This is a genomic window from Arthrobacter sp. SAFR-023 (assembly GCF_051965295.1).
GTDB lineage: Bacteria > Actinomycetota > Actinomycetes > Actinomycetales > Micrococcaceae > Arthrobacter.
Genome location: NZ_JBQCMF010000010.1, coordinates 1 through 21,553, shown reverse-complemented (window position 1 = coordinate 21,553; position 21,553 = coordinate 1). Strand labels below are relative to the sequence as shown.

Sequence of the window (21,553 nt, the reverse complement as noted above, 5' to 3'; positions counted from 1 at the left end):
CCCGGAGCGAGGCTGCCAATGGGGAGGCCCCATGTTCCTGCTCCACCCGACCACGCCGGGAGCGCCAGCTGATCTGGTGTTCTCAGCCACCGACCTCGTGGCCGCCAATGAGTGCGAGTACCGCACGCTGCGGATCCTGGACGAGAAGCTGGGCCGCTCCCCCAAGGCTGACTTCCCCCCGGACGAGATGCAGGCCCGGGCGGGCAAACTCGGCGATCTCCATGAGCACAAGGTGCTCGCCTCCCTCATCGACGAGCATGGCCCGTGGGATCCGGCGCGCGGCACCGGCGTTTACTGCGTCGAGCGTGGAACCACGGACCGTGCCGACCTGGCGAACAAGGCCCGGGAAACCGCCGCCGCCCTCCGCACCGGCGCCGACGTCGTCTTCCAGGCCACCTTCTTCGACGGCGAATTCCTCGGCTATGCGGACTTCCTGGTGCGGGAGGGGGCCGCCTCGCCTGGTTCTGACGTGCCTGGTTCTGAAGTGTCTGGTTCTGACGTGCCTGGTTCTGAAGTGTCTGGTTCTGACGTGTCTGGCGGAGACACTGGTGCCCCGCGGTATGCGGTCTGGGACACCAAGCTCGCGCGGCATGCCAAGGTGGGTGCCCTGCTGCAGCTTGCTGCGTATGGAGACCAACTGATCAGTCTCGGACTCGAACCCGCCCCGCGCGTCACCCTGGTGCTGGGCAACATGGAACGCAGTTCCCACTCGCTGGCGGACCTGCTGCCCGTGTACCGCGAGCGCCGGGCGCGGTTCCGTGACCTCACGGCCGCGCACCGCCACACGGAGGCTCAAGTGGCGTGGCAGCAGCCCGGGGTCAGCTACTGCGGCAGGTGCGACTACTGCGCCGAGCAGGTGGCCCAGCACCGGGACCTGCTGATGGTGGCAGGCATGACCTCCATCCAGCGAAAGAAGCTGGTTGCGGACGGCATCACCACCATCGACGCCCTCGCCGACCTGCCTCTGCATCTGGCTACCGGGTCGCGCCGGCGGCTGCGCGACCAGGCCAGGATGCAGACCGGCCGTGAGGTTGAGGACGGTTCACGCACCTTCGTGAAGGAGGGCCGGCCGCACACCGTTACCTACAAAGTGCTGCCAGACAACGCGCTGGCCGGGATTCCTGCCCCGAGTGACGGCGACATCTTCTTCGACTTCGAGGGCGACCCCCTCTGGCAGGATCCCGCGGGCCGATGGGGTCTGGAGTACCTGTTCGGTGTGATTGAGGCTCCGCGGCCCACTGATCCGCTGGGCCAGGAGCCGTTGTTCCGGCCGTTCTGGGCCCACTCGCGCGCCGATGAACGGGAGGCGTTCCTAGACTTCCTCGCTTACGTGGAGGAACGCCGGGCCCGGTACCCGGACATGCACGTCTACCACTATGCGCCTTACGAAAAAACGGCCCTGCGCAATCTCTCACTGAACCACGTCGCCGGCGAGGACGTGGTGGATTCGTGGCTGCGCGGCGGGCTCCTCGTGGACCTGTATGCGACCGTCCGGCACTCACTCCGCATCTCCGAGGCCTCGTACTCCATCAAGAAGCTCGAGCCCCTGTACATGGGAGACAACCTGCGCTCTGGTGACGTCAAGGACGCCGGCGCTTCGGTGGTGGCATACGTGGCCTACTGCGAAGCGCGCGATGCCGGACCCGAGACGCAGGAGGAGGCGGCGGCCATCCTCGCCTCCATTTCTGACTACAACCAGTACGACTGCCTTTCCACGCTGCGCCTCCGGGACTGGCTGCTGCAACTGCGTGGCGGTGGGGCACCCGCTGCTCAGCCGGAGATCAGTGCTTTGGCGGAGATCAGTGCTCCTGCCGGAGCCGACGCCCTGGAAGCCTCCCGTTCCCAGACGCCGTCGGATGCAGTCCCGGACGCTGAACCGTCACAGGAGGAAGCCGGTCTGCGTGCCTTCCTGGACGCCATTCCGGATCACCGCGGGCTGACGGCGGACGAGCAGGCCGTGGCACTGGTCGCGGCGGCTACCGGGTACCACCGGCGGGAGCGCAAACAGTTCTGGTGGGGGCATTTCGACCGGCTCGAATCCGAGGTCGACAGGTGGCGGGACCAGCGCAACGTGTTCATCGTTGAGGCGGCTGAAGTCGTGTCGGACTGGGCGCCGCCCACCGCTCGCGCCCGGACTGAGTCCCGCACCCTGCGGCTCACCGGCATCATGAGCGAGGGTTCTGAGTTCAAGCCGGGTTCCACCTGGTTCAGGATGTTCGAGGACCCCCTGCCCGACGGCCTCGGGGAGGTCGACGGCGGGCGGACCGCGCGGCGAGCGGCAGCGGGCCAGCCTGCAGGTGCTGCTGAAGCACGCCACGAAGCCACCATGCCGCCCTCCCGGGACGGCATTTTCGGCACGCTCGTGGAAGCCGTCGAGGACCATCCCGATCAGCGCGGCCGGACCATCATCACCATCACGGAGAAATCCAAGAAAGCGGTGCCCCCGTACTTCCAGCTGCCTATGGCGCTGACGGACGACCGTCCCATTCCCACCGTCAGCATCGAAGCCGCTTTGGCGGAACTCGCGCAGCTCGTCGGCTCCTCGCTGCCGGAACTTCCCAAGCATCCCGGCGTGGACATCCTGCGCCGGACAGCACCCAGGCTGGCCGGCATCCCGAATCTGCCTGCAGTTGGCAACGATGCGGAGGGCAAAGCGGATTACGTGTCTGCGATTGCCCGGGCGCTGGAACACCTCGACGGGTCCTACGTCGCGGTGCAGGGTCCTCCGGGAACGGGCAAGACGTTCGTCGGCTCCCACGTCATCGCCCGACTGGTGCAGGCCGGCTGGAAGGTGGGCGTGGTCGCCCAGTCGCACGCCGTCGTCGAGAACATGCTCTGCACGGCAATCGAGAAGGCCGGGGTGGATCCCGCCGTGGTGGCCAAGAAACTGTCCCAACCGCACGACGTCCCATGGACCTGCGTCGCCGACGAGGACATCGCGCGGCTCCTGGACGCGGACGGCGGTTGCCTGGTTGGCGGAACCGCCTGGACCATGACGGGCAAATGCGTACCGGCACGATCCCTGGATCTGCTGGTCATTGACGAGGCCGGCCAGTATTCGCTGGCCAACACGCTGGCCGTGGCCCGGTCCGCGAAGCGGCTCCTGCTGCTCGGCGACCCACAGCAGCTTCCCCAGGTCACCCAGGGATCGCATCCTGAGCCGGTTGACGAGTCCGCGCTCGGGTGGCTGTCAGCCGGGCACGCCACGATGCCTGCCGAACGGGGCTACTTCCTCGCCGATTCCTGGCGGATGCATCCTGAGCTCTGCCGCAAGGTGTCGGTGCTCAGTTACGACGGCAAACTGGAATCCGCACCGGCGGCATCCCTGCGCCACCTCGACGGGCTACCTCCGGGCGTGGAAACCGTTCTGGTGCCGCATACCGGCAACACCACAAGCTCTGCGGAAGAGGCGGCAGCGATCGTCGGACTGGCGCGCGGGCATATCGGGCTTAAGTGGACGTCCGGCAAGGACGAGCCGATCCGGCGCCTGGAAGCCAGGGACATCCTGGTGGTGGCTGCGTACAACGCCCAGGTGCAGGCCGTCCGGCACGCCCTGGACCATGAGGGCCTGTCCGAGGTGCGGGTGGGCACGGTGGACAAGTTCCAGGGCCAGGAGGCTCCAGTGGTGCTCGTGTCCATGGCGTGTTCGGCCATTGCCGAGGCACCGCGCGGAGCCGAATTCCTGCTCAACCGCAACCGGATCAACGTGGCTGTGTCCCGTGGTCAATGGCGGGCGGTGATCGTCCGCTCCCCTGAGCTCACGAATTACATGCCGTCACGGCCGTTCGCGCTCGAGGAGCTCGGGGCCTTCCTGGGTCTCAGCCCGGGGAGACTCAGCTGACAACCTGAAAGCTCCCGAATCCGCCTTCAGCCGGGGAAACCTTTTCGTCGACGTGCGCCACCCTCCCCGGTGCGTGGGACGATCCGAGCCAGCGCCTGAATTCGACGATGTCCGGCTGCGGGCCCTCGGCGACGACGGCGACCGAACCGTCGTCGTCGTTCCTGACTGAACCGGTCAGCCCCAGCTCATCGGCCTTGCGCGCGGTCCAGTACCGGAAGCCGACGCCTTGGACCATGCCAGTGACCCGCGCGGTGAGGCGGACGCTGTCCGGGTCGGCTGCGTTCGAGTCAGTCATGGAACCAATGTAGCGCCGGCGGCCCTGGTCTCGACAGGCTCGACGAGAAGGTGCACAACCTGATGGAGCTCGACCAGCAGCGCTACCCCGCCGGGCGGAGCGAGGTGATCATGGCGCGGATGTTCTTGTATTCGGGCGTTTCCATGTACGCCTCAGGCGTGTCCACGTTGGGTGGATTTCCCGGGGTGGTGTCGAACGGGTTGTAGACCCCGCCGAACATCGCCCCGCTTGGCGGCCACGTGAAGAAATGGGCTATCGGGCAGGCCGTGGGCCCGGTCGGCTCCGGCGCCGAGGTGATGCCGTAGGCCAGGATCGTCATCTTGGCGGGGTCGGTCGCCGTATTGTCCTGCCGCGACTCAAACGTGAACCTTGGTGTGCTCCCGGACTGCTTCAGTGCCGGTAGCGGTTCGGAGTCGTACATGCCGTACGGCTGCTTCTTGGTGCATTCCGCGCCCACCACCATGTTGGTGCGCAGCGTGGACATCGACTTGCCAGCAGGGTTCCGGACCTCCACGAACACGCCGCCTCCCTGCGGCGTCTGTCCGGCCGGATCCTTGATGGTCCACCCGGACGGAAGATCGAAGCTCAACTTGCCGTCCGACGTCGTAAACGTCTTCCAGCCCTCAGGCAGCGTTGCGGATGGCGTGGCAGTGGCAGACGCGGGGCTGTCGGTCGCCGTCGCCGTCCCACTTCCCGTTGCGGAGGCCGCGGCAGAGGAAGAGGCTGACGTTGTGGGTGCCGCAGACCTTCCGCCGGGCGAGGCAGGCGCCCCGCAGCCGGCGAGCGCGACGACGGCGGCCAACACTGCGGCCGCGGACAAAGTCCCTGAATAGCGCAAAGCTCCTCCTTGAGTTGCGAACGTGCTCCCCATTCTGGGCGTGTGTCCATCGACTGGGGAAGAGGATGGAGGGCACCGCGTCCAAAGTGTTGCCGTCAATAACGACCCGGCTCCGAAGGCCCCGCGAACGAAGTGACTCCCGTTGGTCTCGACAAGCTCGACCAGCGGACCAGAGTCACCCTGGTCTTGACCAGCTCGACCGGCGGGCCGGGAACGACGAAGCCCCGCCGCAGCATGCGCTGGAGCGGGGCTTCGGCCGGACGGGATCAGTTGACGGTGATGTCCCGAGTCCGGTGGTTGTAGCGAATGGTGAGCTGGCCGCCGGAGTGGTGAAGTTCGTGGTTGGCACCATCGAATGCGCCAAACGCACCGTAGTTCTCATCCCAGGAACGGTTGAGGGCGATCTTGAAGTTGTAGTAGCCGGCCGGGATCTCAGCCGAAATCTTCCACAGCTGGTCCAGCTCGTCCAGCTTCATCTGCGCTTCGTCGTACTGCGGCGCCCAGTTCTCCGGGGCTCCCAGCAGGGTGTTGAAGTCGCCAGCCACGGCCACCGCGGCAGGCTGCTCGATGGTTTCCGTGGAGTTTCCGACGGCGGGAGCCTGCGCCCCGGCGTCGGCCTCTGCCTTCTTGCGCACAGCCTTGGCGACGGGAGCGACTGCGTCCTCGATCAGCTTGGCGGCCTTGTCGACAACCTTCGCTGCCTTGGACGGGGCCTTCTCGGCCTCTGCCGGGGCCGCCTCCGCGGCTGCCGGCTTGGCAGGTGCGGCCACCGGAAGGGGCGTGCCGGCAGGGACCGGAGTACCGGCGTCGAGCGCTGCCGAGAAGCTGGCTGCGTCCGGGAAGGCGACCGTCGCGCGCTGCCCGTCCTCGGTGATGGTCCAGCCGGAGCGTCCCTTGACGAGCCAGCCGGCCTTGACCAGCTTGGACGTGGCGGTGGTCAGTGACTTGTGGCCGCGGGGAATGCCGCCGCTGAGCAGTTCAGCTTCGTAGGCGTTCAGCGGCACGCGTACGAGCGCTTCAGCCAGCACGGCGCCGGCGTTCTGCGAGTCACCGGACAACACCCCCTCTGCCAGAACGTCCAGCACGGCCTTGAGGCGGATGTTGGTGTTTTCGGCGGCAGTCTTGCGCATGGTTCCCCTTACAGAGCGATTGTTCCCCCAGTAGTCTGCCAAGAGGTGGGCAATTATGGCGACTTTGGTGGGTAAACATTGTGTGTCGTGACCGACTATGACGGAAATTACACCCCAACTGAGGCCGAAATCTCGCTTTTCGCCGGCCTGCGGGGGCCACTTTCCTGAGCCGCTTCCCGCGCCATTTCCCGGCGTCGTCAATAGAAAGTAGGCTTACCATGTAGACCGAGGCAACAAACGGAAGGGATGAGTTCAGTGAGTGAACACAGCAGCAAGGCAGACGGCTTTATCGTTCCGGACCCTTCAAAGCTCCGCGAGGACGTTCCCGGCGACGCCGGTGATGACGCCAACGTCATCCGCTTCAGCGAGGAGCAGGCGCTCATCGAGGAGCAGTCGCACGGCATTCGCCCGGAGCGCTACAGCGTCCCGTCCGGCGGCCCGACCATGGAGGAAGCCCGCGGCAATATGGACCTCTCCGACGACACCGGCGACTCGGCTTCCGCAGACAGCAGCGACGATGGACTGCACAGCGGGCAGGAACAGTAAGCGCCGGCACGAGCTGCCGTGCGGTAACAGCGCACCGGCAATAACGTTTCGGCGATAACGCACCAGCAATAACACGTTCCAGCAATGCGGAAGGGCGGCTGCTAACGGCGGCCGCCCTTCCGCGCGGGTGGAGACTTGCTGCCCGCAGGCCTCTTACTGGACCGGCCGGCCCCTGACTGCCGCTGGCCGACTTTTACGGGGCCGGCCGCTTGCTACTGCACATAGCCTTCCACCTCATTGACGGGACGGGCATCCGCCTCGTTGGGGTCCTCGCCCGCCTTTGACTTAGCCCGCCGCTGGCGCAGCAAATCCCAGCACTGGTCCAGGGCCTCTTCCACCTGGCGCAGCCGGGCCCGACGCTCATCCCGCTCAGCCGCACCCTCGTCGGATGCATCTTCCATGGAGCCACCCGCGCCGGAGCCGCTGGCGGGGCCCGACGCCGCAGGATCGCGGAGCTGATGCTCTTCGTCAACCAGCGCCTGGATGCGCTGCAGAATATCCTGGTTGTCCATCGCCTGCGCTCCTTCGTTGCCGTGTACCGGATTTACTCCCGGAGACCGCCACCGGCGACCGTTCGCCAAGGCTGGGACTGCCAGCCTATTCAGGCGATGCAGAACGCGGAAGGGGTGGCCATCAACCCTTAACCGCAGCCCGCCCTGAGCAGCCCGCCCTGAGCAGCCACCCCCCAAGCGGCCCGCCCCGAGCGGCCCGACCTGAGCAGCCGGCCCTGGTCAGGGCGCCTCGAACAGGCGCCCAACTGCCACTGGCGGCACCGCCGCAGTCTCGTTAGGGTGGACGGTAAGCATGCTTAGCATTCCCGCGATGCCAGCACCGCCCGGACCAAGATGATCCTGCCCGCGTTCAACACCACCACGGAGGAGAACCATGACCGACCAGTACACCTTCAAGAACCCTGTCACCGCTTACGAGCACATCGAGCCGCCCAAGCAGCACCAGCCCGAGCCCGGCCTGGACGCCAAGCTGGAACCCAAGGCTGACCTGGGCGAGGACACCTACCGCGGCACGGGCCGCCTCGACGGCCGGAAGGCAATCGTCACGGGTGCGGACTCCGGCATCGGCGCAGCGACGGCGATCGCGTTCGCACGGGAAGGGGCCGACGTCGTGCTCTCTTACCTTCCCGAGGAGGAGGAAGACGCGGCGAAAATCGCGAACCTGATCGAGAAGGCCGGCCGCAAGGCAGTCAAAGTGCCCGGCGACCTCAAGGACCCTGCCACCTGCCAGAAGCTGGTGGAGACCGCACTGCAGGAACTGGGCGGACTGGACCTCCTCGTGAACAACGCCGGCAAGCAGGTGGCGCAAGAGGACATCGGCGACATCACCGACGAACAGTTCGACCACACGCAGAAGACCAACGTCTACGCCATGTTCTGGCTCACCAGGGCCGCGGTGCCGCACCTTCCCGCCGGATCGACGATCATCAACACGACGTCGATCCAGGCCTACAACCCGTCGCCGACCCTCCTCGACTACGCCACCACGAAGGCGAGCATCAACAACTTCACCAAGGGACTGGCACAGCAGCTGGCGCCGAAGGGAATCCGGGTCAATGCCGTGGCTCCCGGGCCGATCTGGACTCCCCTGCAGGTCAGCAGCGGCCAGCCCAAGGAAGCCCTTCCCGAGTTCGGCAAGGACACTCCCCTGGGCCGGGCCGGACAGCCCGCCGAGCTCGCCCCCGCCTACGTGTTCCTGGCCTCGGCGGAGTCGAGCTTCGTGGTCGGCGAGACCCTGAACGTCAACGGAGGCACCCCCTCGCCGTAGCTGTTGTTGCCGGGGCGCCGAAAATCCGCGCGGCACCCGCATTTCTGCACCACTTTCGGAAGCAACGTCGCCGCCGGTCACTGGGAAATCCGCGTCAGCATGCGGGACACCCGGGGCCGGCGGCGTTTCGGCGCCACGAAAGTGGAGCATAAACGCCGCCGGTCGACTTATAGTGGCGACTACAGCACCTCCCTGAGCCACTCCCGCAACCTACCTGAGGAGAGCCCCATGGAATCCCGCACGCTTGGTTCACTTTCCGTCTCCAGCCTCGGCCTCGGCTGCATGGGCATGAGCGAGTTCTACGGGACCGGCAACGACAACGAGTCCATCGCCACCATCCACGCCTTCCTGGACGCCGGTGGAACCCTGCTGGACACCGCTGACATGTACGGCCCGTTCACCAACGAGCAGCTGGTCGGCAGGGCCATCGCGGACCGGCGCTCCGACGTGGTCCTGGCCACGAAGTTCGGCAACGAGCGGCGGGAGGACGGTTCCTGGGTGGGCATCAACGGCCGCCCCGAGTACGTCCGCTCCGCCTGCGACGCCAGCCTGCAGCGGCTCGGAGTGGACCACATTGACCTCTATTACCAGCACCGGGTGGACAAGACGGTCCCCATCGAGGACACGGTCGGAGCCATGGCAGACCTCGTCGAGGCCGGCAAAGTCCTGCATCTGGGCCTGTCCGAAGCCAGCGCTGAGACCGTCCGCAGGGCGCACGCCGTTCATCCGGTCACTGCGCTGCAGACCGAGTATTCACTCTGGGAGCGGGAGCCGGAGACGAAGGTCTTCCCCGTGCTGGCGGAGCTGGGTATTGGTTTCGTGCCCTACAGCCCCCTGGGCCGGGGCTTCCTCACCGGCCAGCTGCGCAGCCCCGACGATTTTGCTGCCGATGACTTCCGGCGGCACTCTCCCCGCTTCCAGGGCGAAAACTTCACCCGGAACCTGCAACTCGTGGACCGGGTCAAGGAACTCGCAGATGAGAAGCAGTGCAGTCCGGCGCAGCTCGCCCTGGCCTGGCTGCTCGCGCAGGGCGAGCACGTCGTGCCCATTCCCGGCACCAAGAAGCGCGAACGCCTGGCCGAGAACCTGGGCGCGGCCGACGTCGAGCTTTCAGCGGAGGACCTTGCCCGCCTTGATGAACTTGCCCCCGCGGGCGCTGCCGCAGGGGCGCGTTACCCGCACATGAACTCGATAGACACCTAAAGTAAACCCCTAACCCGAGGGAGTCTCCTTGGTGCCTGCCGGGCGCTAAGCGGGCTCCGCGCTGGGTTCCAGCCGCACGAGCACAGCCTTGGATGCCGGCGTGTTGCTCCCCTCCGCGACGCTGTCCAGCGGGACCAGAACGTTGGCCTCCGGGTAGTAGGTGGCCGCGCAGCCGCTGGCCGTGGGATACGAAACGACCCGCAGCTTCCGCATCACCCGCTCCACGTTGTCCTCGTACACACCACGGACATCCACGAACTGGCCGTCACTGAGGCCAAGCTCCGCGATGTCCTCGGGGCTGACGAACACCACATCCCGGCCCTTCTTGATCCCCCGGTAACGGTCGTTGTGCCCGTAGATGGTGGTGTTGAACTGGTCGTGCGACCGGATGGACTGCAGGATCAGCGTGCCCGCGGGCCGCTCAATGCTCTCCAAGTGGTTGACCGTCAGCATGGCCTTGCCGGTGGGCGTGGAGAAGGTGCGCGAATCCCTCGGGCCGTTGGGCAGGACGAAGCCGCCTTCCTGCCGGATCTTGCTGTTGTAGTCCTCACAGCCGGCCACCACATGGGAAATGTGCTCCCGGATGAGGTCGTAGTTTTTCTCGAACCCGGCCCAGTCCGCGCTGGACTTGCCCTCCACCGTCTCCCGTGCGGTCCGGCAGACGATGGCCACCTCGGAGAGCAGGTTCGGCGCAACAGGCTGGACCCTTCCGGCCGAGGGATGCACGGCGCAAACAGTATCCTCCACGGACACGAACTGCGGGCCAGACTCCTGCAGGTCGATCTCCGTGCGCCCCATGGTGGGCAGGATGAGCGCCTCTTTGCCTGTCACTGTGTGCGAGCGGTTGAGCTTCGTGGAGATCTGAACGGTGAGGTCCGTGTTCTCCATGGCCGCCTCGGCAGCGTGGGTGTCCGAGATGGCGGCCACAAGGTTTCCTCCCAATGCCATGAAAACCTTGATCCCGCCGTCGCGCATTCTTCGGATGGTTTCCACGGCGTCAGCGCCGTGGACGCGCGGCGGGTCGAAGTCGAACTCCTTGCCAAGGGCGTCCAGGAACGTGGGCGGCATCTGCTCCCAGATGCCCATGGTCCGGTCCCCCTGGACGTTGCTGTGCCCGCGGATCGGCGAGGCACCGGCGCCGGGCTTGCCGATGTTTCCCCGCAGCAGGAGAAGGTTGATGATCTCCTTGATGGTGGGCACACTCTTCTTGTGCTGGGTGATCCCCATGGCCCAGGTGATGATGACGCGGTCCGCCTTCAGATACCGGGCAGCGAGCTCGTCAAACTCGTCGCTGCGGAGCCCGTTGGCCGCGAGGACTGCCTCGTCGTCCAGCCCCCCAAGGTGGGCGCGGAGTTCCTCCAGCCCCTCGCAGTGCTGCTCAAGGAACTGGTGGTCCAGCACGGTCCCCGGATTCTTTTCCTCGGCGTCCAGGACCCGCTTCGAGATGGCCTGCAGCAGCGCCATGTCGCCGCCCACGCGGATCTGCAGGTACTGGTCCGCGAGATCGCTGCCGTGCCCAATGGTGCCCTTGACCTTTTGCGGGTTCTTGTACCGCAGCAGCCCGGCTTCCGGCAGTGGATTGACGGCCACAATCCCGGCGCCCGCTTCCTTGGCTTCCTCAAGCGCGGTGAGCATGCGCGGGTGGTTGGTACCCGGGTTCTGACCCATGATGATGATGAGCTGCGATTTGGCGAAGTCGTCGTAGGTGATGGTGGCCTTGCCGATGCCGATGGTCTGGCCCATCGCCGAGCCGGATGATTCGTGGCACATGTTTGAACAGTCCGGCAGGTTGTTGGTGCCGAAGGCCCGCACGAACAGCTGGTAGATGAAGGCCGCCTCGTTTGACGTCCGGCCGCTCGTGTAGAAGGCGGCCTCGTCCGGAGTTGCCAGGCCGTTCAGCTTCCGCCCCAGAATCTTGAAGGCTTCGTCCCAGCTCACGGGCCGGTAATGGTCCTCCCCCGCCGGCTTGTAGACCGGCTCCGTAAGGCGGCCCTGCATCCCGAGCCAGTACTCCGTCCTCTGCCGCAGTTCCCTGACGGGATGCTCCGCCCAAAAGTCCGATCCGATGACCACGGGCGTGGCTTCCCAAGTGACGGCCTTGGCCCCGTTTTCACAGAACTCAAACGTCTTGCGGTGGTCCGGGTCCGGCCAGGCGCAGCTCATGCAGTCGAAGCCGTGCTTCTGGTTCAGGGCCAGCAGCGTCTTCTCGGTCCTGCTCAGGCCCATGTGCTTGATGGCTGGCTGCATGGAATGCAGGACGCCAGGGATGCCGGCGGCCCACTCCTTCGGCTTGCCGACTTCCAGGTCCTTGCCGTCTGCCTCGTCCACGTCTGGGTTTTTGCGCGGCATGCTGCACACTCCTTGACTCGGCATCGTCCCGGTACTGCTGCCCGCGGCGTCGTCGCCGCGGTCTTGCCTCCCCACAGGACTAGCAGTTATGGAAGGCGCCTGCAAGCATTCGGCCCGCGCCTGGGCAGCGGCGCAGCGACGCAGCGCCTGCTAGTGCGCCAACGCAGAAGGGGCGGACAATAGGTGCACCTGCAGAAACTGTTTGGAGCCGACATGCGCCGTCGGATGGGCTGGCTAAAACGCCGCAGGCTTCTGGCATTCTTTGTGCTGGCCTACGCAATTTACGACGGCGGGTCGCCGGCACCGGGCGAACGGCGCCGGTGCTCCGAATCAGTACCCGCCATTCCCCTCCACAGGAGGAAAAAATGTCCTCACCGCTGGCCAGAGCCGCCGGGCCCATCGCCCAGGTGTCCGGCCTCGTCTTCGCCGCCGTGGACGTGGCCCGCCTGCTCGCCGCCGACAGGAGCCTCGACCGGATCGAGATGATGAGGCAGATTCCGTTCCAGGTCACGAACGCCCTGTACTGGGTGGCGTTCGTCCCGCTCACGATCGCCCTGGTGTGCGTCTACTTCCGGGTCGCAGACCGGGCCGGCGGACTGGGCGCCGTCGGCTTCTGCTTCGCACTTGCGGGCACCCTGGACATGGCCGGCAACATGTGGTTCGACGGCTTCGCCGGCCCCTGGATTATCGACGTAGCCCCGGGCACGATCCTCGCCGGAGGGTCCGGAATGCTGGCCGTCGGCGCGCTGTCCAGCTACATACTCTTCGCCCTGGGCTGGATGTTCTTTGGCATCGCCGGCTGGCGCTCAGGGATGTTCCCCGCGTGGATCGGCATCGCGTTCGTGGCCGCGGGGTTCCTCGGTTACAACGCAGGGCTGCCGCCTTACGGGATCCCCATCGGGCTGGTCATGGCGGCCCTGGGCTGGTGGATCATCCGGACGGGAGCCCCGGCAGCGGCTGCCAGTGGTTCAGCGACAGGCGGCCGGGCCGACTCCGAGCAGCCGGATGCCACGCCCGAGCCGTAACCCGCCGGGACCTTAGCCCGACAGCTCGGCCAGCAGCTCGTGTTTCCGCTCCTCGCTTGCGAACGAGGAGCTGATCGAGTTCGCCGCGAGCCTGACCCGGTCGAATTCGGACAAGCCCAGGACCGACTCGAGCTGGGCGAAGTTGCTGTCCACATAACCACCGAAGTACGCCGGATCGTCCGAGTTCACGCTGACGTTGAGCCCGGCAGCGAGCATCGCCGGCAGCGGGTGCGCGGCCAGCATGTCCACCGCGCGGAGCCGGACGTTCGACAGCGGGCAGACCGTCAGCGGCACACGGTCGTTGACCAACCGCTCCACGAGGTCCGGGTCCTCCATACACCGGATCCCGTGGTCGATCCGCTCCACGCCCAGGACGTCCAGCGCCTCAACGATGTACGACGGCGGGCCCTCCTCCCCCGCGTGCGCAATCTTCCGCAGGCCTGCTTCGCCAGCCCGGGCAAATAGCCGCGTGAATTTCGACGGTGGGTTGCCCACCTCTGCGGAATCCAAGCCGATGCCGGCGATGGGCGCGTTCATCGCCAACAGCCCCTCCAAGACTTCCAGCGCCGAGTCCTCGGACAGGTCCCGTAGGAAGGCGGCGATCAGCAGCGTCGAGATGCCGAACTCCTCCTCCGATGTGGCGAGGACCGAGGCCACGCCGTTCACGCACGTCTCCAGGGCGACGCCGCGCGAGAGGTGCGCCTGCGGATCCATCATGATTTCCGCGTGCCGCACCCCGGCCGCCGCAGCGCGCTCCAGGTAGGCCCGGGTCATGTCCGCGAAGTCCTGCTCGGTCCGCAGCACGGCCATGTTGGTGTAGTACAGGTCGAGGAACGACTGCAGGTCTTTGAACTCATACCGGCTGCGCAGCTCATCCAGGTCCGCGTACGGCAGTTCGAGCCCGTTCCGCTCAGCGAGCGCAAAGATCAGTTCCGGCTCCAGCGTCCCCTCGATGTGCAGGTGGAGCTCCGCCAAAGGCATCGGCGACGGGGGCGCCACCAGCTCCTCTTCAGCTGCAGGCGCAGTTTCTGCTGCGGGCCCCGATTGCTCTAAAGGTGCAGTTTGAGCTGAAGGCGCAGCTTGACCTGAAAACGCAGTGGGATCGACAGGTTCAGCGGCGGTGTCGTAAGTGTTCACCCCTGCAGAATAGTCCCCGGACGGGCTATGCCCGTAGAGTCGAACAGATGCGGACTGAAGAGTATGCTGACCCCTTGGCTGATCTGGACTGGAGCCTGGAAGCCGGCACCGGTGCCCGCCATTCTGCTGACGGCTTTGTCCGGGTGCGCGGCGCCCGCGAGAACAACCTTCGCAACGTTGATGTGGCCGTCCCCCGCGACGCGATCGTCGCCTTCACCGGCGTCTCGGGGTCGGGCAAGTCCTCCCTGGCGTTCGGGACCATCTACGCCGAAGCCCAGCGCCGGTACTTCGAGTCCGTGGCGCCGTACGCCCGCCGCCTCATCCAGCAGGGCCACAATCCCAAGGTGGAGATGATCACGGGGCTGCCTCCCGCCGTCGCGCTTCAACAGCGCCGCGGCACCCCCAGCAGCCGTTCCACGGTGGGAACGGTGACCACGCTGTCCAACTCGCTCCGCATGCTTTTCTCGCGTGCCGGCAGTTATCCGGCCGGAGCCAGCCCGCTGGACTCAGACGCCTTCTCGCCCAACACGGCGGCGGGGGCATGCCCCGAGTGCCACGGTCTCGGCGTGGCACACACCGTCACCGAAGCGTCCCTGGTTCCGGACCCGTCGCTGAGCATCCGGGAGGGTGCAATCGCCGCATGGCCGACGGCGTGGCAGGGCAAGAACCTGCGCGACATCCTCACCCATCTGGGCTACGACGTCGATACGCCGTGGCGGGACCTGCCCCGGAAGGACCGCGACTGGATCCTCTTCACCGAGGAGCAGCCGGTGGTGGAAATCATGCCCCAGCGCGACCGCGTGGCCAAACCGTACAAGGGCAAGTTCTGGAGCGCCAAGAGCCACGTGCTGCACACCCTGGCCGATTCCAAGAGCAACACCATGCGCGAACGGGTGCTCCGCTTCATGGAAACCGGCCCCTGCCGGCGGTGCAGCGGCAGCGGACTCACGCCGGAGGCCCTGGCCGTCACGTTCGCAGGCAGGACCATCGCCGACCTCAACGCGGTGCCGATGGCCGAACTGGCGGACATCATCCGCCCGACGACCGATCTGAAGGATGCCGGAACCGCCTCCCGCAAGCTGTCCTCCGGCGAAGGCAACGAGGTGGCCGTGGCCATCACGCGTGACCTCTTCCAGCGCATCACGGTCCTGCTGGATCTGGGGCTCGGCTACCTTGCCCTGGGCCGCTCCACGCCCACCCTCTCCCCCGGCGAAATGCAGCGCCTCCGGATCGCCACCCAGCTCCGCTCGGGGCTCTTCGGTGTGGTCTATGTGCTGGACGAGCCGTCTGCCGGGCTGCACCCGGCGGACGCCGAGCCCCTCCTGGCGGTACTGGAGCAGCTCAAGTCCTCGGGCAACTCGGTGTTCGTGGTGGAGCACAACATGGATATTGTGCGCCGTGCTGACTGGCTCGTGGACGTGGGGCCGCGGGCAGGAGAGGGCGGCGGCGAAGTCCTGTACAGCGGGCCGGTGGCCGGCCTTGCAGCCGTCGAGGCATCCGTTACGCGCCCGTTCCTCGTTCCGGACGGTTCCAGCGGCAGTGCTGTCGACGGCAGTGCTCACGACGGCGGTGCTTACGACGGCGGCGCGCCTGACAGCAGCGACGGTACCGGCCGCCGTCGGGAGCCTGGTGCTTGGCTGGAACTGAAGGACATCTCCCGCCACAACCTGCGCGGCCTCGACGCGGCGTTCCCGTTGCAGGTACTGACGGCGGTCACCGGGGTGTCCGGCTCGGGCAAGTCGACGCTGGTCAGCCATGTCCTGGCCGAAGTGGTCGGATCCGAACTGCACGGCAACGGCGAGGGCGTAGACGCCGCTGGCGTTGGGCTATCGGGCGCCAACGAGGACCAGTCCGTGATGAACGGCGACCCCAGCGCCCCGCTGAGCGTAGGTACCGTGACCGGCCTGCACCACGTGGACCGGCTGGTGACGGTGGACCAGAAACCGATCGGCCGTACGCCCCGGTCCAACCTGGCCACTTACACCGGGCTCTTCGACGCTGTGCGCAAGGAGTTCGCCGCCACGGACGAAGCCCGGGCGCGCAAATACGGGGGCGGACGGTTCTCCTTCAACGTGGCGGGCGGGCGGTGCGAGACCTGCCAGGGCGAAGGATTCGTCGCCGTCGAACTGCTCTTCCTGCCCGGCAGTTACGGCCCCTGCCCGGAATGCGACGGTTCCCGCTACAACCCTGAAACCCTTGAAATCACCTACCGCGGCAAGACTGTGGCCGACGTCCTGGGCATGACTGTGGACGCCGCCGCGGAATTCCTGCAGGACGTTCCAGCCGCTGCCCGCAGCCTGCAGACGCTCCGGGAAGTCGGGCTGGGCTACCTGCGGCTCGGACAGCCTGCCACCGAACTGTCCGGCGGAGAGGCCCAGCGCATCAAGCTCGCCACCGAGCTGCAGCGTGCCCGCCGCGGCCACACGCTGTACCTGCTGGATGAGCCCACCACCGGACTGCATCCGGCAGACGTCCGGCTCCTCATGGCCCAGCTGCAGCGCCTTGTGGACGCGGGAAACACGGTGGTCGTGGTGGAACACGAAATGGACGTGGTGGCGGAAGCGGACTGGGTGATCGACCTCGGACCGGCCGGCGGGGACGCCGGCGGAGAGATCGTTGCCTCGGGAACGCCCGCCGCCGTCGCCGGTTCACCGGACAGCCGGACGGCGCCGTACCTGGCTTCCGCCCTGAAATCCCCGTCCGAGAGGTAACAACCTGGCGACTACCCCGTCCCCGGTTCCGGCGGGCCTGGGCCCTCCAACTGCCGGGTTGGAGTGCCCTTAAACTGCTTGACTGTCAATAAAGATCTCGATTTGATAACGGCGCCCGACACCTCTAGGGTGGGACACATGCCCGCGCGACGCGGGCCCAAGAATGCCCGGTGCCGCCACCACCAGTTACTGCCCGGCCGGCGGATACCGAAATGACCTCTAGTTCGTCAGGGGCGGGCAGTAGCGCGACAACGTCCGGGGACGGACCGAGCGCGGGTGGCCTCAGGAGCATCCCAATAATGAAAAAGTCGACATTCAATACTGCCGCGCGCCGTGGAGTCACCCTGGCCGCCGTTTCCGCAGCAACCCTGGCGCTCTCCGCCACGGCCGCCAACGCGGCCACGCCTACCGCCAGCGCCTCCACCTGGGACGCCCTCGCCCAGTGTGAGAGTGGCGGCAACTGGTCCACCAACACCGGCAACGGCTTCTCCGGCGGCCTGCAGTTCACGCCGCAGACCTGGGCCGCCTTCGGCGGAACCGGCTCCCCCCAGGGCGCCTCCCGCGCGCAGCAGATCGCCGTGGCCGAAAAGGTCCAGGCTACCCAGGGCTGGGGCGCATGGCCCGCCTGCTCCGCCAAGCTGGGCCTGAACGGCGGCGGTGGCGCTCCTGCACCGCAGATCCTGCCCCAGAGCGCGCCGGTTCAGGCCGCACCCGTGCAGGCCGTTCCGGTCCAGGCTCCGGTCCAGGCGGCTCCCGTGGCACAGGCCCCGGTGGCCGCCGAAGTTCCGGTCCAGGCACCGGCCGAGGCCCGCCACGCTGCCACGGTCGCCGTGAGCGGCCAGACCTACACGGTCCAGGAAGGCGACACCCTGAGCAAGATCGCTCAGAAGCTCGGCATCCAGGGCGGCTGGCAGCACCTCGCTGACGCCAACACCGACACCATCAGCGACCCGAACCTGGTGTATGTGGGCCAGCTCCTGCAGCTGCCTGCCTAATCTGGCTGGTCGGCGCGCTTAGCGGCACTGCATCAAAGCTCGACGCCGGGCGGTCCCCTTTCGGGGGGCCGTCCGGTTTCGTTTTGTACGGCTCCAACGACGACGCCGGGCGCCCCCTGAGTGGGGACGCCCGGCGTCGTGATTAATTGCCTATAGCGTGACGGCTGGAAGCGTCACTATTTCGGCCTTAGGCCGCAGCAGGGAGTTCGCGGACGATGCGCACCTTCCAGGCGGCGTCGTCGCTGGTGTCGAGGAGTGCGACAGTACCCGACGCGAGGTGCAGCGCTACCCGCTTGGCGTGCAGCAGCTCAAGGTAGAGGTGCTCATTGACGCGGGAGGGGCTGTCGACGACGAACTTCACGGCGTCGCGCACCTTACGGTAGTTGTCGCTGCGTTCGCGGTGCAGGTGCAGTTCGAGCTCGTGGCGGTGCTTGACGCGCGGCTCGTGCTTGTTCAGCCAGTTCACGGCAGCGTGAACACCGATGACCAGAGCCAGCGAGACGGCATAGATCCACCAGCCCGTCGACATCAGGAAGAGCGGCAGGTTGGCGACGGCCACCACTGCGATGAAGACGCGCAGGGCGACGAGACGGCGCAGGGTCAGCGCAACGGAAGCAAGCGCAGTGCGGAAACGGTGCTGGTCCTTGCGCGCAGCGGCCGGATCAAGCGTAAACTCGTCCAGAACGAGGATCCCGTTCGCGTCGGCGCCCAGCATTTGGCCGTACTTCGGAACGAACAGCTGAGGCTCCTGTGACGCGTGTGAATTCGCTTCCGCGGGGGCGGAGGACAGGGGCGCGGGGGACGTAAGAGTCATGAGTAGGCTTCCAGACGCTGTTGAGGTTTCGGATATCTTAGTGGTTTAATCAACCTTTCGTATGCACAGGTCCACATTGTGAACACCCGACTGTCCATTTTGGCGGCTGACTGTGCTGCTCGGCACTTCAATTGGCACATGGCGCCAAGGACGGCAGACTGAAGGGATGCAAACCTTCCTTCCCTATCCCGATTTCCGGCAAAGCGCGGCCGCGCTGGACACGCCCCGGCTGGGCAAACAGCGCGTAGAGGCGCTGCAGACACTCCGCGCGCTGGTCATCCCGGAATACGGCTGGCAGTCACACCCCGCCATCCGGATGTGGATGGGGCACGTTCCCGCCCTCACCATGTACGGCCTCGCCATGGTTGACGAATGGACCAAGCGCGGTTTCGCCGACAACACCCGGGACAACATCCGCGAGTTTGCCCCGCAGGCTGCGCACCCTGACTACGCTGCCAAGATCCTGCTTCCGCCGTGGCTCGGCGACCCCGAGTTGCACATGAGCCACCGGTCCAACCTGATCCGCAAGGACCCGCGGTTCTACGAAGAGGTCTTCCCCGGCACCGAGCACGGCCTGGAGTACGTCTGGCCGGAACCCAGGCACGAGTTCCTCCCGGAGGATCCCGAGGGCGAGGTTCTCTGGATCCTACGCGAGCACGTCGGCCACGGCGACCCCGAGCGGTTGGACAAGGTTGGGCTTCCGGCCGTGGGGCGGGCGGCTTCCGCTGCTGGCGCCGCTTCGGCGGCCGGCGACGGTTCCGGTGGTTCCGATGCCTCCGGCGGTTCGGGTGGCTCCGGAGCCGCCGGGGAATCCGGAGAGGACTACCAGTTCGTCTACGCGGAGGAAACGTCGCGCCGGCCGGCCAAGGTGGCCAAGAAGGCTCCGGCCAAGCCGCTGGTCAAGAAGCCGTCGCGCAAGCGGCAGCGCCAGGAGGCAGCCTTCTCCACGCTTCCCGGAAAATCGCCAGTGGCCGTCCCGTTCGACGGCGGCAGCAGGTTCGCCGTCGGAATGGTCGTGGGCCGTCCGATCACGCTCGACGACGGGCGCTTCGGCCGCAACTTCCAGGTCACCGACATCATCGACCGGTCAGAGTTCGACTACCCGGCGCTGCTGCAGGACCCGCGCGTCTTCTTCCCGGTCCCGGCTCTCTAGGTCCGCGGATGACTATCCTTCTCGCCGGCTGCGGCGACCTCGGCACCGAGGCGGGCCTGCGGTTCGCTGCAGCAGGGCACCGTGTGGTGGGCTGGCGCCGTTCCCCGAGCAAGCTGCCGGCGGAGATCGAGGGCGTCGCGGCGAACCTGAGCACCGCCGAACTGCCGCCTGTCCCGGCGGACACGGCCGCCGTCGTTATTGCTGTGGCAGCGGACGCGCCCACGGAAGAGGCATACCGAAGCGCGTACCTGAACGGCGTAACGCATGTGCTCGACGCTCTTGAGCGCGACCGCGCGACGCCCGAACGCGTCCTTTTCGTCTCCTCCACAGCCGTCCACGGTGACGCTGAAGGCGGCTGGATCGATGAAAACACGACGCCGGAGCCCGGGGGATTTTCTGGCCGCATCATGCGCGAAGCAGAGGAGCTCCTGCTGAAGCGGCTCGATGGCACCGGAACCTCAGCCATCGTGCTCAGGCTTGGCGGCATCTACGGTCCGGGCCGCACCAGGCTTATCGATCAGGTCCGGACAGGCTCGGCCATCATCCCGGACCAGCCTCGCTTCACTAACCGCATCCACCGGGACGACGCCGCCGGTGCCATTGTGCAGTTGTGCACCATGAGTGCTGTGCCGTCGCCGGTCTATCTCGGCGTGGATAACGACCCGGCCGAATTGGGCGACGTCCTGCGTTTTCTGGCGGCCGAGTTGGGGTTGGACGTCCCGCCCACGGGAGACGTGGGTGAAGCACGCGGTGGGAACAAGCGGTGCAGCAACGCGCTGCTTCGGGAAACAGGGTTGTCGTTCAAGTACCCAACCTTCCGTGAGGGTTACCGCAACATTCTTGCCGGAGTGGGCGTGCGCCACCCCTGATTCCGTGCGCGGCGGGGTGCGATGCAGCGGAAGAGGACGGCTTGGGAGGGGATCCAAAAGTTTTTTCAAAAACTTTTCACTAATGGCCCCCAGTGACCCGGATCACCCCTAAAAATGTCAGATCCTGTTGAGAAAGTTTTCCTATGGAAGCCATTGGGGAAGATCGAGCGGATACCGCAGCCGGGACTGACGTCTCCGGCTTCAGCGCCGCCGCTCTGATGCGCGGCCCCGGGTTCCGCAGCGTCCCCTCCGCTGGTTTCCTTTCTGACGCCTCTATTGAGGACACGCCCGACGGCGGTGCTGCCGCCGGCTTCACAGCCGACGTGCCGGCGTCGCGCCCAGTGACTGCTGATTTGAAGGCGTCCCTGGCGGCGCTGGACACCGCAACCAGCTCGGCACCGGCGGAGCTCGCCGCGGCGAGCTTCCAGGACGCGGCTGATTTCGCGGAGCTCACCGAGGAACTGTCCCGCCGCGTCGAGTACCTTCAGCTGCAGGCTGCCGCGGCCGTGGAGCGGACGCGCACGGAGGCGATCAACGCCGCGGAGACGGCCGGGCGCGCGGCCGGCTGGCCCACGGGCTGGGGCACTGAACGCGAAGCCGCCACGGCGCTCGGAGCTCAGCCCTCCGCCGTCACGGCCGTATCCGCCGCAGCTGCTGCCATTGACGCCCCCGCTGAGACCCCGGCTTCGGCTTCCATTACGGCCCAGTCGGTTCCGGTCCGTGTGGTGACTTGGTCGCCGGCCGATGACGGGTCCCGGAACACCGCCGAGTTCCTCCGCACCCGGCTCCGAATCAGCTCCTCCGAAGCACGCCGCCGACTCGCCCTCGCCGACGCCACACTCCCCCGCACCGGACTCGCCGGCCGGCC

Annotated in this window: 17 protein-coding genes and 1 pseudogene; 11 read left to right on the top strand and 7 right to left on the bottom strand. The window is 66.8% G+C overall.

The features are described 5' to 3' along the window. Window positions 1–31: 31 nt before the first annotated feature. Window positions 32–3,841, top strand: a complete 3,810-nt coding sequence (locus tag ACTHQX_RS11960) for a TM0106 family RecB-like putative nuclease (protein WP_440157922.1) — start codon at window positions 32–34, stop codon at window positions 3,839–3,841. Here ACTHQX_RS11960 and ACTHQX_RS11955 read toward each other — a convergent pair. Beyond that, window positions 3,834–4,136, bottom strand: a complete 303-nt coding sequence (locus ACTHQX_RS11955) for an acylphosphatase (protein WP_111902885.1) — start codon at window positions 4,134–4,136, stop codon at window positions 3,834–3,836. The two genes, ACTHQX_RS11960 and ACTHQX_RS11955, sit on opposite strands and share 8 nt — an antisense overlap. A gap of 82 nt (window positions 4,137–4,218) precedes the next feature. Further along, window positions 4,219–4,725, bottom strand: coding sequence for a hypothetical protein (locus ACTHQX_RS11950; RefSeq protein WP_440157921.1), 507 nt, complete (start codon window positions 4,723–4,725; stop codon window positions 4,219–4,221). Window positions 4,726–4,780: 55 nt separating this feature from the next. Here ACTHQX_RS11950 and ACTHQX_RS11945 point away from each other — a divergent pair, with 55 nt between their 5' ends. Next, entirely contained in the window at window positions 4,781–4,969 is a 189-nt protein-coding gene (locus tag ACTHQX_RS11945) for a hypothetical protein (RefSeq protein ID WP_440157920.1), read from the top strand. Window positions 4,970–5,240: 271 nt separating this feature from the next. On the opposite strand, the gene ACTHQX_RS11940 is transcribed toward ACTHQX_RS11945, so the two are convergent. Beyond that, a complete protein-coding gene (locus ACTHQX_RS11940) occupies window positions 5,241–6,104 on the bottom strand; it encodes a pullulanase X25 domain-containing protein (RefSeq protein ID WP_440157919.1) in 864 nt (287 codons plus the stop codon). Between the two features lie 246 nt (window positions 6,105–6,350). Between ACTHQX_RS11940 and ACTHQX_RS11935 the strand changes: the two genes are divergently transcribed. Next, the gene (locus ACTHQX_RS11935) at window positions 6,351–6,650 is read left to right on the top strand and encodes a hypothetical protein (protein ID WP_236807335.1); all 300 of its coding nucleotides are present in this window, start codon (window positions 6,351–6,353) and stop codon (window positions 6,648–6,650) included. Window positions 6,651–6,862: 212 nt separating this feature from the next. Here the strand turns inward: ACTHQX_RS11935 and ACTHQX_RS11930 are convergent, their stop codons facing one another. Next, complete coding sequence (locus ACTHQX_RS11930; protein ID WP_440157918.1) at window positions 6,863–7,162, bottom strand: DUF2630 family protein; 300 nt, start codon at window positions 7,160–7,162, stop codon at window positions 6,863–6,865. A gap of 373 nt (window positions 7,163–7,535) precedes the next feature. On the opposite strand from ACTHQX_RS11930, the gene ACTHQX_RS11925 reads away from it, so the two are divergent. Both ACTHQX_RS11925 and ACTHQX_RS11920 read left to right on the top strand, forming a co-directional pair. Beyond that, the gene (locus ACTHQX_RS11925; RefSeq protein ID WP_440157917.1) at window positions 7,536–8,429 is read left to right on the top strand and encodes a glucose 1-dehydrogenase; all 894 of its coding nucleotides are present in this window, start codon (window positions 7,536–7,538) and stop codon (window positions 8,427–8,429) included. Between the two features lie 228 nt (window positions 8,430–8,657). Then, window positions 8,658–9,632, top strand: a complete 975-nt coding sequence (locus ACTHQX_RS11920; RefSeq protein ID WP_440157916.1) for an aldo/keto reductase — start codon at window positions 8,658–8,660, stop codon at window positions 9,630–9,632. 45 nt (window positions 9,633–9,677) lie between these two features. Here the strand turns inward: ACTHQX_RS11920 and ACTHQX_RS11915 are convergent, their stop codons facing one another. Then, window positions 9,678–11,981 carry an FdhF/YdeP family oxidoreductase gene (locus ACTHQX_RS11915; RefSeq protein WP_440157914.1) on the bottom strand — a complete coding sequence of 768 codons (2,304 nt, stop codon included), beginning with the start codon at window positions 11,979–11,981 and terminating at the stop codon, window positions 9,678–9,680. A gap of 365 nt (window positions 11,982–12,346) precedes the next feature. Between ACTHQX_RS11915 and ACTHQX_RS11910 the strand changes: the two genes are divergently transcribed. Continuing rightward, entirely contained in the window at window positions 12,347–13,006 is a 660-nt protein-coding gene (locus tag ACTHQX_RS11910; protein WP_440157913.1) for a hypothetical protein, read from the top strand. Window positions 13,007–13,018: 12 nt separating this feature from the next. Here the strand turns inward: ACTHQX_RS11910 and ACTHQX_RS11905 are convergent, their stop codons facing one another. Then, window positions 13,019–13,987 carry an adenosine deaminase gene (locus ACTHQX_RS11905; protein ID WP_440158043.1) on the bottom strand — a complete coding sequence of 323 codons (969 nt, stop codon included), beginning with the start codon at window positions 13,985–13,987 and terminating at the stop codon, window positions 13,019–13,021. A gap of 203 nt (window positions 13,988–14,190) precedes the next feature. Between ACTHQX_RS11905 and ACTHQX_RS11900 the strand changes: the two genes are divergently transcribed. Together ACTHQX_RS11900 and ACTHQX_RS11895 are read left to right on the top strand one after the other, a co-directional pair. After that, window positions 14,191–16,854, top strand: coding sequence for an ABC transporter (locus ACTHQX_RS11900; protein WP_440157912.1), 2,664 nt, complete (start codon window positions 14,191–14,193; stop codon window positions 16,852–16,854). A 299-nt stretch (window positions 16,855–17,153) separates the two neighbouring features. Continuing rightward, window positions 17,154–17,849: a transglycosylase family protein gene (locus tag ACTHQX_RS11895; protein WP_440157911.1), complete on the top strand. Its 696-nt coding sequence runs from the start codon at window positions 17,154–17,156 to the stop codon at window positions 17,847–17,849. A 187-nt stretch (window positions 17,850–18,036) separates the two neighbouring features. Here ACTHQX_RS11895 and ACTHQX_RS11890 read toward each other — a convergent pair whose 3' ends face one another. Next, window positions 18,037–18,663 (bottom strand): hypothetical protein, encoded by a 627-nt coding sequence (locus tag ACTHQX_RS11890; protein WP_440157910.1) that lies wholly within the window; start codon window positions 18,661–18,663, stop codon window positions 18,037–18,039. Between the two features lie 166 nt (window positions 18,664–18,829). On the opposite strand from ACTHQX_RS11890, the gene ACTHQX_RS11885 reads away from it, so the two are divergent. The 3 genes and pseudogenes from ACTHQX_RS11885 to ACTHQX_RS11875 form a co-directional block, all read left to right on the top strand. Then, window positions 18,830–19,816, top strand: coding sequence for an MSMEG_6728 family protein (locus ACTHQX_RS11885; RefSeq protein ID WP_440157909.1), 987 nt, complete (start codon window positions 18,830–18,832; stop codon window positions 19,814–19,816). An 8-nt stretch (window positions 19,817–19,824) separates the two neighbouring features. Beyond that, window positions 19,825–20,685: an NAD-dependent epimerase/dehydratase family protein gene (locus tag ACTHQX_RS11880; RefSeq protein ID WP_440157908.1), complete on the top strand. Its 861-nt coding sequence runs from the start codon at window positions 19,825–19,827 to the stop codon at window positions 20,683–20,685. Window positions 20,686–20,828: 143 nt separating this feature from the next. Further along, window positions 20,829–21,553, top strand: a pseudogene (locus ACTHQX_RS11875) (HNH endonuclease signature motif containing protein); the annotation flags it as partial.